Source organism: Mesonia sp. HuA40 (assembly GCF_008017835.1).
Classification (GTDB): Bacteria; Bacteroidota; Bacteroidia; order Flavobacteriales; family Flavobacteriaceae; genus Mesonia.
Genome location: NZ_VRLT01000021.1, coordinates 149,682 through 165,978, shown reverse-complemented (window position 1 = coordinate 165,978; position 16,297 = coordinate 149,682). Strand labels below are relative to the sequence as shown.

Annotated in this window: 11 protein-coding genes; 2 read left to right on the top strand and 9 right to left on the bottom strand. The window is 37.3% G+C overall.

Annotated features, from left to right (window positions below; translation table 11 throughout):
- The first annotated feature begins 25 nt into the window (after nt 1-25).
- The gene (locus FT993_RS02770; RefSeq protein ID WP_147861016.1) at nt 26-880 is read left to right on the top strand and encodes an ion transporter; all 855 of its coding nucleotides are present in this window, start codon (nt 26-28) and stop codon (nt 878-880) included.
- On the top strand, nt 873-1,781 hold the full coding sequence (miaA, locus tag FT993_RS02765) for a tRNA (adenosine(37)-N6)-dimethylallyltransferase MiaA (protein WP_147861015.1): 909 nt from the start codon (nt 873-875) through the stop codon (nt 1,779-1,781). The genes FT993_RS02770 and miaA overlap by 8 nt, the downstream gene beginning before the upstream one ends.
- A gap of 52 nt (nt 1,782-1,833) precedes the next feature.
- Here miaA and FT993_RS02760 read toward each other — a convergent pair whose 3' ends face one another.
- The 9 genes from FT993_RS02760 to recN form a co-directional block, all read right to left on the bottom strand.
- A complete protein-coding gene (locus FT993_RS02760; protein WP_147861014.1) occupies nt 1,834-2,547 on the bottom strand; it encodes a response regulator transcription factor in 714 nt (237 codons plus the stop codon).
- Between the two features lie 3 nt (nt 2,548-2,550).
- The gene (locus FT993_RS02755; RefSeq protein WP_147861013.1) at nt 2,551-4,113 is read right to left on the bottom strand and encodes a sensor histidine kinase KdpD; all 1,563 of its coding nucleotides are present in this window, start codon (nt 4,111-4,113) and stop codon (nt 2,551-2,553) included.
- Nucleotides 4,114-4,182: 69 nt separating this feature from the next.
- A complete protein-coding gene (gene coaE, locus FT993_RS02750; RefSeq protein ID WP_147861012.1) occupies nt 4,183-4,773 on the bottom strand; it encodes a dephospho-CoA kinase in 591 nt (196 codons plus the stop codon).
- Nucleotides 4,770-5,726 carry a CdaR family protein gene (locus tag FT993_RS02745; RefSeq protein WP_147861011.1) on the bottom strand — a complete coding sequence of 319 codons (957 nt, stop codon included), beginning with the start codon at nt 5,724-5,726 and terminating at the stop codon, nt 4,770-4,772. Before FT993_RS02745 ends, coaE begins: the two co-directional genes overlap by 4 nt.
- Complete coding sequence (locus FT993_RS02740) at nt 5,723-6,727, bottom strand: glycosyltransferase family 2 protein (RefSeq protein ID WP_147861010.1); 1,005 nt, start codon at nt 6,725-6,727, stop codon at nt 5,723-5,725. Before FT993_RS02740 ends, FT993_RS02745 begins: the two co-directional genes overlap by 4 nt.
- A gap of 100 nt (nt 6,728-6,827) precedes the next feature.
- Entirely contained in the window at nt 6,828-8,903 is a 2,076-nt protein-coding gene (locus FT993_RS02735; RefSeq protein WP_147861009.1) for a fibronectin type III domain-containing protein, read from the bottom strand.
- A gap of 188 nt (nt 8,904-9,091) precedes the next feature.
- Entirely contained in the window at nt 9,092-13,540 is a 4,449-nt protein-coding gene (locus FT993_RS02730; RefSeq protein WP_147861008.1) for a fibronectin type III domain-containing protein, read from the bottom strand.
- A 160-nt stretch (nt 13,541-13,700) separates the two neighbouring features.
- Nucleotides 13,701-14,525 carry an enoyl-ACP reductase gene (locus FT993_RS02725; protein ID WP_147861007.1) on the bottom strand — a complete coding sequence of 275 codons (825 nt, stop codon included), beginning with the start codon at nt 14,523-14,525 and terminating at the stop codon, nt 13,701-13,703.
- A 62-nt stretch (nt 14,526-14,587) separates the two neighbouring features.
- Nucleotides 14,588-16,255: a DNA repair protein RecN gene (recN, locus tag FT993_RS02720; RefSeq protein ID WP_147861006.1), complete on the bottom strand. Its 1,668-nt coding sequence runs from the start codon at nt 16,253-16,255 to the stop codon at nt 14,588-14,590.
- Between the last annotated feature and the right edge of the window lie 42 nt (nt 16,256-16,297).

The following is a 16,297-nucleotide window of genomic DNA, read 5'->3' as shown; positions in this document are numbered from 1 at the left end:
GACTGCTTAACCGGCTACTAGTATTTTGAAAAAAAATAAGCATACCGATATCACTTGGCGTGAAAAATTGCACGACATTATTTATGAAGCAGAGACCCCTGCAGGTAAGGCTTTTGATGTTGTTCTATTGATTTTTATTTTTTTGAGCGTAATTTTTGTGATGCTCGAAAGTGTACCTGGTCTTGAGCCATGGGTATATGAATATTTAATTTATGCCGAATGGATAATTACTATTTTATTTACCATTGAGTATATTTTGAGAATTATAAGTATTCGCCGACCTTCACGCTATATCTTCAGCTTTTATGGCATCATTGATTTTCTATCAACCATACCCTTATACCTATCGTTCTTTATTACCGGAAGCTCGGCACTCATTACCTTTAGAGCCTTAAGGCTTTTGCGCGTTTTTCGGGTACTCAAAATTTCGCGTTATATGGGGGAAGGCAATCGACTATTAGGCGCCTTGCGCAATAGCCGGGCCAAAATTTTTGTATTTTTATTTGCCGTGGTAGTCCTTTCAATCATCGCCGGTACTTTGATGTACATGATAGAGGGCGAAAAAGCCGGATTTACGAGTATTCCCGTTGGTGTTTATTGGACAATTGTAACCCTAACTACAGTAGGATTTGGAGATATTCACCCTATAACTTCGATGGGTAGATTTTTGGCATCTCTAATTATGATATTGGGTTATGGTATTATTGCGGTACCAACGGGTATAGTAAGCGCAGAATACAGTGCTAGAAGCAGAAATGACGAATCTTTTAATTCTTTATCTTGTTATAATTGTAACGAAAAAACGCATTTAGACCGGGCAAAATATTGCCATAGTTGCGGCTATTCTTTACGCAATGAAATAAGAAAAAATAATGAATAATCTAATTCATATTTTAGGGCCAACGGCTATAGGCAAAACCGCTTTGGCAATAAAAGTAGCCCAGCACTTTAATACAGAAATCATCTCGGCCGATTCCAGGCAATTTTATAAAGAAATGAATATAGGCACAGCCGTTCCGAGTCTGAGCGAATTAAAGGCTGCAAAACACCATTACATTCAGAATAAAAGCATACACCAAGAGTTCTCTGTTGGTGATTTTGAGAAAGAGGTCATTCCGTTAATAGATAAATTGTTTCAAGACAAAAACCCTTTAGTAATGGTAGGTGGTAGCGGCTTATATATAAAAGCTATCACCGATGGCTTAGATCAATTTCCCAATATTGACCCGCATATCCGTGAAAATTTAAATCAGCGTTATGCCGAAGAGGGTTTAGAAAAACTAGCTGAAGAACTAAGAGAATTGGACCCAAAGTATGCCGCAAAAGCCGACTTACAAAACAAGCAGCGTGTTATTCGAGCCTTGGAGATTTGTTTAGGCGCGCCACACAATTTTTCATTTTATAGAACTCAAAATAAGAAAGAAAGAAATTTTAAAAATATAAAAATAGGTTTAGAAGCCAATCGTGCTATTCTTTACGAGCGTATCGAAAAACGCGTAGATTTAATGCTAGAAATGGGATTGTTGAAAGAGGCTAAAAACCTATACGCACACCGTAACTTAAATGCCTTAAATACGGTAGGTTACAAGGAGCTGTTCGCCTATTTTGATGGAAAGTGTAGTTTAGATTTTGCAGTAGCCGAAATTAAAAAACATACACGAAGATTTGCCAAAAGGCAAATGACTTGGTTTAAAAAAGACCCCGAAATAAAGTGGTTTGATTATACACAAGATACCAAAACCATTATTCATTATATAGAGCAAAAAACACTTGCCAAATAGTTGCCCATTTGGCAAGTAATTTTTGGAAACTAGAAATATTTATTTTAGGGTGCTATTCTTCTTGACTTCTAATCACAAGTCTAAATCCTTCACCGTGAATATTTAAAATTTCAACGTTTTCATCCTTTTTAAGGTACTTACGCAGTTTTGCAATATAAACATCCATACTTCTAGAAGTAAAGTAATTGTCGTCTCTCCAAATTTTAGTAAGCGCTAATTCTCTAGGCATTAAATCATTTTCATGTAATGCCAATAACCTAAGTAGTTCATTTTCTTTAGGTGAAAGCTTTTGTGGCTCTTCTTCTCTAAAAGTTAAGAAACGTAATTTAGAATTTAAATGAAAATCGCCAATTTGAAATTCAAATTGTTTGCTATCGGCTACACTGTCAGTAGCTTTACGCTGCATAATAGCCTGAATTTTCATCAGTAGTACTTCGCTATCAAAAGGTTTATTTAAATAATCGTCTGCACCAACCTTATACCCTTTTAAAACATCCTCCTTCATAGCTTTTGCCGTTAAAAAGATAATGGGTACATCTTCATTTTTCTCTCTTATTTCTTTGGCTAAAGTAAAACCATCTTTATAAGGCATCATCACATCAAGAATACATAGATTAAAATCGTCTTTCTTAAATTTTTCAAAGCCTTCCATTCCGTTTTTAGCGTGTGTAACTTCATAGTCATTCATCGCTAAATAATCTTTTAGAACAATCCCAAAGTTCGGGTCATCTTCAACTAATAAAATCTTTTTGTTTTCAGTTTCCATATTTTATGATATTAAAGGTAATTTAATAATAAAAGTACTTCCCTTTCCCTTTTCACTGGTTAAAGTGACAGTACCATGATGGTCTTCTACTATTTTCTTGACATAGGCCAGACCAAGCCCGTGTCCTTTGACGTTATGAATATCGCCAGTATGCGCTCTAAAAAATTTTTCAAATACCTTTTTTTGCACAATGCGATTCATTCCTTGTCCTTGATCTCTTATTTTTAATACAATATAATTTTTTACATTTTCGGTGTACACATCGATTTTTGGTTCTTCGGTAGAATACTTAATAGCATTATCTAGGATATTTACTACAACATTGGTAAAATGTGTCTCATTGGCTAATATGGTTGATTTTAATGCACCAAAATGTGTTTGTATATATCCACCGCGATCTTCAATTATTAACTCAACGTGGGTAATCGCTTCTTCAATAATATCATGAAGCTTAAGGCGTTCTTTTTTTATGTTGAGCTCATTTTTCTCCAACTTAGAAATACGTAATACATTCTCTACTTGAGCATGCATACGCTTATTCTCCTCACGAATCATTCCTAAATAACGGTTTACCCGATCTTTATCTTGAGCAATCTTAGGATTTCTTAAAGAGTCTAATGCCAAATTTATAGTAGCAATTGGTGTCTTAAACTCGTGCGTCATATTATTTATAAAATCGGTCTTGATTTGTGAAATTTGCCTTTGCTTCACCAACTGTGAAATTGCACTGTAATATGCGATTATAATTATCAAGGTAAATACAATACTCAAAAAAGTCATTACTGCAATAGACGAAAGCACTTCCTTTTTCTTTTCGGTAAAGTTGATGTATAACCGATAACTATTATTGTTCATTTTAAACAATGGTGTACTGTAAGTGGCAGGAGAATCAAGATCAAAGTTGGCAGTTCGAACTTTTGTTGCTAGATCTTTGCTATAAATAGCGAATTCAAAGCCAGATTGAATTCGGCGCGCCGCTAACTCATTTTGAATTAATGTTTTCACCCTTTCGGTATCTACGCGTTTATGAATAGGCAAGTTGGCTGCTTTCTCTTTAATTGCCTCTACCAATAAATATTTCTCATTATCTTCTAGTCTTGATATTTTCTCAAAACGTTCCTCTGCACTAAGATTTTGATTGTCTCGAAGTTTATCATCATGTATTAGCCGCGTAATTTTTCTATTTACTAATTTTCTAAAAGCGATAGAATCTTTTTCTTCACTTAAAAAAGAAGAAGATAATTTGTAATCTTCTTGCAAGATGCTGTTGGTATAGAAAAAAGTTTCGTTGGTAAGCTCGTCTTGTTTAATCTGAAAAAGTTCGCTCAGCCTCGCAGTGGTAGGTTTTGTCGAATCGGCTACCCGTGTGTATTGAATGTAATATTTGTCTATTTCTTCACGTTCAATTCTATCGGCTACACGAAACAAGACTTGTCGCGCATTAAAAGAAAACTGCTCCTCATTTGTTTCAACCGTATTTTTAATCCAATACCCCTGAACAAAAATTATTCCGATAAGCGAAAGGCTCATGAGCAACACCAAAAAGACAAAAACTTTCTTTTTCATGTCTCCAAAAGTAAGGTTTTAACATTTACTTTTTTAATGGTTTAACCAAATGTTAACACAAGTCAGAACCTACTTACTTACTAGGCTTAGCAAGTATTTATGAATTTCTTGAACCCGAGTTTTTGTAGCCGATAAAACTTTATTTTCTATGACCAAATCGGCCAACAATTTTTTGCGCTCATCACTCCATTGTTTATTGATTCTATCAAGCACTGCTTGTCGATTGGTTTGGTCACGTTGCGTAACGCGTTTTATTCGCTCTTCGAGTGGTGCGGTAACCAAAATCGTATAATCTACTTGATCTTGCCTGTTTTGCTCGAATAAAATGGCGGCTTCATAAATGACATAATGGGCTTTTTGATTTGATATCCATTTCTTAAAATCCGCATGGACGGCAGGATGAATTATGGCATTTAATTTTTTGAGAAGTTTGGGGTCCGCAAATACAAGACTGCTCACGTAGGTAGTATTATACTTGCCATTGATGAACGCCTCTTCTCCTAGCAGCGCTATGATTTCTTTTTGTAAATGTTCATCTTGGTGTAAAAGGTCTTTTGCTTTTAAATCTGCGATATAAAGCGGAACTCCTAATTCTTGAAAAAATCTTGCTACAGTGGTTTTACCACTGCCAATACCACCGGTTAATCCTACTACCATCATTTTTTTATCACAAAATTTACTTTATTTAAACTCAGCCTTACGTGCGTGACTTGCTCTGGTTTTTGCTTTAGTTTGGCAATCATAAAATTATCGTTTTCCCCAATTTTTGCATAATCACAAATTACCTGAAAATCTTGTGTGTTAACCTGATCAAAATTACGCAAACTTACCTGATAAATTACTTCTATTTTTTTAGGAAAAATACTTAGCTCCCCTTTCTGAGGTTTATTAATAATTTCTATAGGAACCTCTACTCTACCCTCTGTAAATTTTTCGGCGAAAGCCTTGTAAGTTATAGTATCCTTGTACAATATTACTTCTTCATGTGGCTTATCTAATTGTACTGTACCTTGCGTTGTTTTATCTAAATTTTTTAAGTTAAGTTCTTGGGTATTTATATAATCAATATCTTTCAAAAGATGGCCGGGCCCACTTACTTTTACTTTTTCAGGAAAAACAACCAAAGGGTTGTAAGCTCCGTAACCTCTAGCATATTCTATTTTAATTCGTAGATTAATTGGTAATTCCCGAATGGTTTTAAGCGAAAAAGGTAGTTTTATGCTAGGGGTAAGGAATTCAACATTATCAATATCTAGTCCAAGTTCTTTAGCGATGTCTTTTTTGAAGTATCGGGTATTGTATAGCAAGTAGTTTTTTTCCTCGGGTAAATTTGAGGCATCTTGACGCAGACTAAGATTCTTAAAACCAATCCAAAACAACCTAAAACCCGTTGTTTGCACCCTAATTTCGACTGTTTTTTCTCGCTCATCAACCAATTTATCTTTAGGGAAATTTTCAAAAATAACCTTCAAGTTAAACTCTTGAGTATAGGTTTTTGAAAACTGAATAAGCAACCAAGTACAAAACGAAAATGAAGCGAAAATAGCAAAAGCTTTAAAGTTGCTTTTGTTTAATATACTATTTCTTTTATTCGAAAAACTAAATCCTTTCATGAGTTGAAAAATAAATTAGGGAAAAGTTGTTCTGGAGTTTTACTTTTGTTTTTTAAAAGAAAGCTTGCCTCTAAAAATCCTAAACCGTATCCGTAAAACTGTATAAATACTGCACATAAAACATAAGTCCCTACGCGCACACTCTTTTCAAGAAAACTCGCATGCAGAAATAAAATCAGTAAATAAAATCCCAACAACACTATTGGAACATATAGACCTGCTAGTGTCAAAATTAAACTTAATAATGATGCTGCTATAAAAAAACTAGGAAACCAAAAGGCTATATTTTTTGATTTGGGATGCCATTGGTTGAGAATAGGGCGCACCTTACCGAATTTATTCACTTGAGTATAAAATTTAGACCAACTTATTCGCCTTTTATGGTAAACAAAAGCTTCTTCAATAAAACCAATGCTAAAACCTTGTTTTTTTAAACGCAGTACTAAATCTGGGTCTTCTCCTGGATGTATGCGACCAAAGCCTCCGGTGTTTTCAAAAGCAATTTTAGATAAGCCCATATTAAAACTGCGCGGCTCATAAGCCTTTACGGATTTATTTTTACCTCGAATACCTCCAGTAGTTAACATAGAAGTCATAGTATAGTTTATGGCTTTTTGCAAAGGGGTAAAACTTGCTAGTGCGGCATCTGGACCCCCAAAACAATCAAGTGGATGAGATGCCAATTGCTTATCAACCGCTTGCAAATAATGAGTGGGCAGTATCACATCACTGTCTAAAATAATGAAATAAGACGATCTAGCTCGTGTCATGCCGTAATTTCTACTGTCTCCTGGCCCCGAGTTTTCTTTTTTAAAGTATTGTATGCTAAGTTGGTTTTTATACTTTGAAACCACATCTTCACTGCTTATGGTAGAGCCATCCTCTACAATAATAATCTCGTAACAAACTGCTTTTTTCATTGCCAGGAAGGATCGCAAGAGTTCTTCTATTTCTTGGGGACGGTTATACACCGGTATAATAAATGAATACTTTATTTCCATAAAAATCAATTTCAAGTAAAAACCCTACCAATAAAAGTTTAAAGGTAGGGTTTTTAGCGCTTATGGCTAAGTATTATTTTGAGTTATCTTATCTAAAACCTTATTGTATAACCAATTTTTTAATTTGGGTGGTTCCGTTTATTTCAATTTGAAACATATATACTCCCGTGTTTAAATGTCCTAAATTTATCTTTGCTTTTAAAGCTTGGACTGGCCTATCCAAAATAAGTTGACCTCTTAAATTATATAACTTCACCTTATCTATGGTATAAGTGGATTTCATAAAAACTATATCTTTCACAGGATTAGGATATATTTCTAAATTGACTGGTGTTTCATCTTTGGCACTTAAGACTTGTGTAGTAAAACTAGTAGGGCCAAATAAATCGCTTAAATCGTTGTTGCATACCGCAAAGACATATACATCATAAGTTGTATTGGGTTGCAAACCTTGAACACTTAAACCTTTTACACCGTCGTTGTCGAAGATTGAAATTCCATCTTGGGTTGGATCAAAGCCTTGAACACCATAAACCACTTGCCAAGCCGTGGCTGAACCGTTTTCTTGCCAATCTATAGCGGCCGAATTTTTAGTTACATTAGTTATTATAATATTTGAGGGGGCAGAACATGGACTATTGGTGGTTTGAAAGTTTACCGGTCCCATCCAAACACTTTCATCGTTTGTCCCGCAAAGCGCACGCACATATATATCATAACTAGTATTAGCTGTTAAGCCTGTAATCACTTCGTTAGGGGTGGCATCATTATCTGTAAAAAGTGATCCACTGCCCAATGTAAAACCAGCTAAACCGTATTGAATTTCCCAACTGGTAGCCGATCCATTTTCAACCCAATTAATTTGGCTTGCGTTGTCGGTAATAGCCGAAATGCTAATATTAGAAGGTGCAGGACATGAGGGCTCTGAGGTTATGCTCAGATCAAAAACCCCTTCTGGTATATCATTGGTTCCTGAATTACCTCCTATATTGATGTAATAAGTTATTCCGGCAAGACTATTGAATACGATTTGCTCTGTACTACCCACATCCGAAAAGTCGATACAGTTCAAATTAGTACAATTACCGGTATACAACCCAAGTGCGCCTGCCCAATTTCCTGATTCCTCAACATCGATTGTTATTTGATTTCCATCGCCTACAAAGGTATACCACACCCCATCATTCATTCCCGATGCACAAGCCGAAATAAAACCGTTATTATTTGTTGCTTGTGAAGCATCTTGGATGATGTTGTAAGGAAAACTATTTACCACAAAAGCTCCCGAACAAGGATCGTTTAATGGAGGACCATCAGTAGTAAACTGAAATTCATTACAGATTTGCGTTCCTATTTCATTAATTGGATTTATTCGAACATAGTAGGTAGTACTCTGAGCTAGGGTGCCCAAATTATAGGTGTTTACTCCATTTGGTAAAAGTGTTGGAACTAGCACATCACTTGCACCAGGTGCGGTACCTACGCTTAATTCATTAGAATGCGAACCTGTGGCATTATCCCATACTAAAATACCGTTATTTGATGCATTAACAGAACCATTGGCAGGCGATATCAAATTCACATCACAAGCTGGAAGACTGTTGTAATTTTGAACAGCCGAAATATTATCTAAATAAACGAAAAAGTCTCCTGACAGCCAATTGGAAGTGAACCGCAGTTGAAAATCTGCTCCGTGTGGTAATTCGTTTGCAGGTATGGTTTGGTTAATTGTTGTGCAAGAAACGCTGGTCACGTGATTGGTATCGTCGATAGTAATAACAGGATTCCAAGTTTGTCCTTGGTCGGTGGTGAATTCAACTTTTAAATTTCCCCAACCGGGAGGTGTAGCCGTATTGGGAGCGCCATTGGCTCTATAATTTACAATTTTGTAATCAAAATTAACTTGCATAGGCGTACCGCTAGAGATACCTAATACCATAGGAGAGTATAATTTACCCTGGACACTACCGGTTGAAGATGGGGTATCGTACCATAAATTATCTCTAACGCTATTTCCTGAACAGGCTCCTGTACTAGAAATAATGAAGGATCCATCATCATACCAACCGTTGGTATAATTAGAGCTTGAATCAAAATTTTGGCTCACATTAATCTGACCGAATAAGGGCGTGAGCAACCCGAAAAACAAGAAGAAGGTTAAATAAAGGTGCTTCATATTAATGGTATTTATTCAAAGTATAATTCTTCCAAATAAAACAGAACAAAAGGCAAAACTACTTATAATTTTAAATCTAGTTGGGATTTATTAAATTTTCAGATTAAAAGGTGCTTTATTCGTTAAATATACAAAAAAACCCCTTAAGGATTTCACCTTAAAGGGTTTATATAACAAATATCAGGTTTTTACTCTTTAATTATTCTAAAAGTTTTTAGACTATCATTAATTTTCACTTGCATTAAGTAAGCACCTGTTGGTAAATCACCTAAGTTAATTTCTGTGCTCAGTTGATTCGGATTCACCTCTATTACACGCTGACCAATCAAATTAAAGATTGTAGCATTTTGAATAGAATTGTTTGCTTTTAAGTTCAACACAGATTGAGTTGGGTTTGGATAATACTCAAATGCTTGGAAAACATTATCATAAACTCCCAAATTATCTGTTTTGAAGCTTACTGGACCTACTTGACTACTTGTATTTCCTGCGCATAACGCGGTAACATAAACATCATAATTCGTGTCTTTTGTTAATCCCGTTATGGTTTCACCTAAAGTGCCATCATTATCTAAGACAATTGTACCTGTACCTGGAGTGAAACCGCTAGTACCGTATTCAATTTCCCAAGTAGTCGCACTGCCATTTTCTGTCCAAGTGACATCAGCCGTAGTATTAGTAATATTAGCTACGCTTATGTTTGAAGGATCTACGCAAGGAGCTGCTAAAGTAGTGAAGTTTACTGGTCCTACCCAAGCGCTCTCATTGCCTACACTACAAATAGCACGTACATATACATCATAAGACGTACTTGCAGTTAATCCTGTTAAAGTTTCACCTAAAGTACCGTCGTTATCACTTACAAAGGTTCCACTACCTTGAGTGAATCCGGCTGCACCGTACTCGATCTCCCATTCGGTTTCTGTACCACCTGCTGTCCAAGAAACATCGGCAGTAGTGTCGCTCAAATTGCTTACCATTAGCGCAGAAGGATCTACACACGGAGGTGCTGTAACATTTATGGCAATATCATCTATAGCGATATCACTTTCAAAATCAATACCGCGAATAGCTCTAAACCTCACTTTGATGGCTCCTGAATAAGCTGATAAATCTACGGTTTTAAGTGCCCAAGGGTCTGTCTCTGCAGTTTGCTGCTGACCTATTATTGAATCTACTCCATTTACCCAAGCAGTTCCATCAAAAACATCAATATAAAGATCTCCCATATCGGCACCATACATAAAGTAATAGAATTCTAAACTGGCTATGTTATTTCCTATGTCTACTAAAGGCGTAATTAGCTCGGTTACATCTCCTGGGGTCCCACCTGTTGCCTCTGTATAGAAATAATTACTTCCACTGAAAGCTCCTGCAGGGCCCGTGTCTGAAGATGGAGTACTATCTAATCCATCAATATTCCAATCCCAAGAACTTGTGCTAGTCGTTTGCCAGCATAAATCACCATTAAAACTAGTGGTAGGGGTAAATGCTTCAACATCATCTAACCAAGGAGCGGTAACCGCAGTACAATTAGTGGTAAAATTTAATGGACCTATCCAAACACTGGTACCGTCTGTACCACAATCAGCCTGAACATAGAAATCATAAGCGGTATCATCCATTAGGTTGGTAGCCGAGTAGTTAGTAGAAACACTCGTTCCGGTTGGAACACCTGTTGGTGTAGTACCAGCCGTAACTATCTCTACATTATAACCACTAGCTGTTCCTGCTGGCTGTGACCAACTTAAATCAGCCATAGAATCGGTAACATAGTTTAATACAATATCAACAGGTTCTATACAAGGTGGATTAACTTCAATTGTAATATCATCTAAATAATAACTGTCAGAAGTTCCATTTTGCCCATGTTTAAAGGCTAAATATGAATCGGTTCCTGCAGGTATATAAACAGTGTAAACATTATAATTACCATCAGGATCTGTAACTGTTTGTATTGGAGTAAAGGTGGTTGCATCAGACACATCAGACATTGTTCCTACAATTAAATCTTGTCCTAAGGATGAATCCATACCAAATACTACACGGTTATTACCTGTACCTAAGCCCGTGATTTCTGGACTTACTAAAATATAGTCTCCTGTTGTGTCGCTAGAATTAAATATACGGAAAGAATGCGGTGCAGAGTTGTCACTGACTGTACTCACATATCCATAACCTGCTCCTGATGCAATAAAAGACCAACAGTCTGCATTAGTAGGGTTAGAAGATGAACCTACAGAGGCCGCGTCAAAATTCTCTACTACTGGAAGCGTAAACGCATCACAGGCTGTAGTGAAAGTAAATGGGCCTACCCAACTACTATTTCCGTCTGTACCACAATTGGCTTGCACGTAATAATCATAAGTAGTATTTGATGCAAGGTTAGTCGCCGTATACGGATTTGAAACTGCAGTTGCCGTTGGTGTTCCTGTTGGTGTTGTACCAGTAGTAACTATTTCTACATTCCAAGCTGTTTCGGTTCCTCCAGCGACCCAAGAAAGATCTGCTGTATTATTCGTAATGTTACTAGCATCTAAAGTTGAAGGATATAAACAAGCTGGCGCTTCTTCAACACTCACATCATCTAAGGCTAAATCGCCATAGTAATCGAGCGTTGAGCCTCCAGATTCTGCACGGAAACGTAAAGTAACCAAGTTACCTACTACCGCAGAACCTAATCCAATGATTTGCTCTTCCCAAGCAGCACTGCCGGTATTAATTAAACCGATTTGATTCCAATTGGTACCGTCAAATGCTTCTACATATAATTCATTTACGGGACTATAATCTGTAGTACATAAAAAAGTGTAGAATTTTAATGCTGGAACCGTCAAACCACTTACATCTATCACAGGCATTTCTAATACCACTTCAGTATCTGTTGAAGAGAAGTCAATAGAAGCATAGCTACCACTAGCACCTGAATGATCTGTTGGAGTGGCTGAACATCCAGTAGTATTCCACGTAAAACTAGAATCAAAATACCATCCGTCTCCTGCAATTGCGCTTTGGCTCCAACAAGCTGGTATACTTGTCGATGCAAATGACTCTGTATAAGGAGCCATTAAAGCTGCGCATAGAGTGGTGAAATTTTGTGGTCCTACCCAAGTACTCAAAGCTCCTGAGCCGCAATCTGCTTGCACGTATACATCATAACCTGTATTTGGCGTCAAGTTGGTAGCGGTATAAGGGTTGGTAACACCTATAGCGGTTGGCGTTCCTGTAGGCGCAGTACCTGCCGGTACAATTTCTATATTCCAAGCGGTTTCACTACCACCAGCAGTCCAAGAAAGCTCTGCTGAATTAGCCGTAATATTAGCAACACTAAAAGCAGTAGGTGCTAAACAGTTAGGTGTCACAACCACTTCTACATTATCTATATGAAAATCATAATCGGCTGTATCATTGATCGTACCTTCACTTGCCCAGAAAGCAAATTGAACCACACCGGTATAGGCCGCCAAATCAATATATTCTTTTATTCCTGCGTTAGGTGCAGTATTGTTGGCATCGTAAGTCTTTAGGTTCGTCCAAGTAGCTCCATTATCTGTAGTTATTAGAACTTGAACCTCATCATCGGTAGTGGCCATTCCTCCATCTTCATTTAGCCCTGAGTTAGCAAAGTCAGTTTCGGCAACATCATAAGTTAAAGAGTAACCGCCCGTAGGACCTAAATCAATTAATGGAGAGATTAACCACTCTTCTTTATTATCTGAGAAAAGATTTATCTGAGCTGCGGTTGAAGCGGCTAAATCATTCCTAAATTCATCAGATAGCCAAGAGCTTGAACCCAAGCCACTAGGACCGGTTGTAGGGTCTCCAGAACCTGCTACTGCCCAACAGTTTGGCGCAAAGGAAGTTCCGTTAAAATCTTCTAAATAAGGTACACTAGCAGTCACACAAGATGTGCTAAATGCAAACGGACCTTCCCAAGTACTTGTATCTGAACCACAAACCGCTTGAACATAAAATTCATAATCGGTACCAGAATTTAAGTTGGTCGCCGCATACGGATTGCTTACTCCTGTTGCGGTAGGTGTACCAGTGGGTGTTGTACCTGCGGTAACCAGCTCAATATTCCAGGCAGTTTCGCTACCAACGGCTGTCCAAGTTAGATCTGCCGAATTAGTTGTAATGTTATTTGCTGCTAAAGCAGTTGGTGCTACACAAGATTGAACAGTAAAACTGGTAACATCAAAATCTAGATCATTAGGTGTTCCCCATTGCCCCACAGCAATATATACGGTAGAATTAGCGGCAACTGCTGCTGTTACCGTATTACTAACATTGCCTGAGCTAGTTGTAGCTCTATCCAATTCACCCGAAAGGGTTGTGCCGGTGCAAGTATCATAAATGGTTACACCATTCCAAGCATTACGTGTAAATATGGTCATAGTAATTTGCTCTGCCGTGGCCCCTGCGGTATATTCAAATAGGTAGACATCATCATTTAAATAGTTATTAGTGGGCGTCGAGCCGGTAACCCAAGCTTCTGGGCCTCCCGTACCGGGAGTTGTAATGTTAGATGCGGTATAGCCAGCTGAAATGACCACACCAGATCCACATCCGAATTGTGCATAGCCATGCCAACTAAACAAGATAGTTAGTAAAGCTAAAAAGGTAATTTTTTTCATAAAAGTTATAATTTTGATTAAACCAAGTCTAAATATACTTACAATTTTGATAAAGAAACAACGAAATTCAATTAATTCTTAGACGAACCGATTAAGTGAAAAATTATAGGATAAAAAAACCGCCTCAATGGGCGGTTCTTTATTTGAAATAACTAAATTTTTATTTTTCTAAGCCCTTTTCAAAAGCTTCCATCACTTCTTGGCTTACACCCATATTTGAAAAACCTCCATCATGAAATAAGTTCTGTAGTGTAACCTTTCGGGTAAGGTCTGAAAACAAGGTTAAAGTATAATCTGCACACTCCTCTGCAGTCGCATTTCCTAACGGCGACATTTTATCCGCGTAAGCGATAAAACCGTCAAATCCTTTTACCCCTTGTCCCGCAGTAGTAGGTGTTGGTGATTGCGAAATGGTGTTAACGCGTACCTTAGCATTTACCCCGAAAAAATAACCAAAACTTCTTGCGATAGATTCTAAGTAGGCCTTGTTGTCTGCCATGTCATTATAATCTGGGAATACTCGTTGTGCTGCCATATAAGTAAGGGCTACAATACTTCCCCACTCATTCATAGCCTCTTTTTTATATAGTACCTGCATTGTTTTATGAAATGAAACCGCAGATACATCCCAGCCTTTGGTGGTAAAATCATAGTTCATATCTGTATAATGCTTTCCTTTTCTTACGTTTACAGACATCCCTATTGAGTGCAATACAAAATCTAGCTTACCTCCTAAAATCTCGGTGGCTTTTTCAACTAGGTTTTCTAAATCTTCAACCTTGGTGGCGTCGGCAGGAATAATTTCGGCACCTGTTTTTGCCGCTAAATCTTTAATTTTTCCCATACGCATTGCTATGGGTGCGTTGGTTAAGACAAATTTACCGCCTTCTTCAAAAACTCGTTCTGCGGTTTTCCAGGCTATAGAGTTTTCATCTAAAGCGCCAAAAATAATTCCTCTTTTTCCTTTAAGTAAGTTATAAGCCATGTTTGTTTATTTTATTGCTGTAAATATATTAAATCTTGTGTCAAATTAGTTATTCGTTTTTCTTATTGTTGGGCAGCATCTACGAGTAAGGCTTCTGCATGCGCCATAGCCGATTTAGACTCCCGATTTCCGCCAAGCATTTCGGCCAATTCTTCAATGCGCTCTGGATGCTTCAAATGCTTTATTAAAGTTTGGGTTTTTCCTGCTTGTGTTTCTTTTTGCACTTTTAAATGGTTACTCCCTTTGGCGGCCACTTGAGGTAGATGGGTAATGGCCACAACTTGCAGCTTTTGACTCATCTGGCGCATAACCTCTCCCATTTTTTTTGCAATATCTCCAGATATTCCGGTATCTATTTCATCAAAAATAAGGGTTGGTAATTGTTTGTATTTTGCTAATATACTTTTTACCGCCAAGGTAATCCGCGAAAGCTCACCCCCAGAAGCTGCCTTACTTATTTCATTTAATGACATACCTGCATTGGCACTAAACAACCATTGCATTTGGTCTTGACCCCAAGTATTAAAATCATCGGTAAGCTTAAGTTGAATCTCTAGCCTTGTGTCTGGCATACCTAAATTGGCCAAGGTATTTTTTACTGCTTGAATAAATGTAGGTATTACCTTGAGTCGGTTTTTATAGAGTTTTTGGGCTTTTTCTGCACATTTTTTTTGCTGTTGCTCAATCGCAAGTTTTAATTTTGCTACAGCTTCTTGTGCATTGGTGGTAAGTTGTACTTTATCCTCGAGTTCTCGCTGAATTTGCAATAAGTCATCTAAACTATCGGTTTGGTGCTTGCGTTGCAGGGCATATATTTTATCCAATTGATCGTTCACTAAAGCCAACGCCTCTGGGTTATGCTCAATGCGCTCTTGCTGATCTTCAACTTCACTACTTAAATCTTCTAGCTCGACCAAACAGCTTGTTAAACGCTCGTGCAATTCTGCGTATTTAGATCCAAAACCATTGAGTGCCCCTAATTTTTGTTTTATTTGCCTTAAAAGCGCCAACACTCCCGTATCTTCTTGACTGAATTGATGACTAGCAAAGCCTAAATTTTCTTGCAGCATCTCTATATTGCTTAGTGCGTTCTGCTGTTCTTCTAGCTCAACTTGAATTTGGGGGGTTATTTTTGCTTCCTGTAGCTCTTCTAACAAGAATAAATTGTAGTCATAGGTTTTTTGGGCTTCGGCTTGTTTTTCTTTTAATTGTGTATATTCTATTTGCCGATTTTTTAGTTCAGCTAAAGCTGATTTATATTCGATTAGGGTAGAATGGTTATCGGCTATAGCATCTAAGATAGCATATTGATAATTGGCATTGCCAATGGCCAAAGTTTGGTGCTGCGAATGTATATCTATTAATTGTTCTCCTAAACCAGCTAATTGCTGCAAACGCACTGGAGTGTCATTGATAAAGGCTCTAGATTTACCCGATGGTAATATCTCTCTGCGTATAATGGTTTGCGGCTCATAGTCAAGCTCTTCTGATTCAAAAAAAGAATTTAAGCCATAGTTTTGGATATTGAATATACCTTCTATTACGCACTTCTTTGTTGCATCGCGCATAGAAGACAAATCGGCCCGTTTACCGATTAACAAAGCCAAAGCACCAAGGATAATAGATTTTCCTGCGCCCGTCTCTCCTGTAATAATATTAAAGTGCTGGTCTAATGTTAATTGAACATCTTCAATTAATGCAAAATTCTTAATGGTAATACTGCTTAGCAAATTGAATTGGCTTTAAGATTTTATCGCAATGTAAAGATAAAA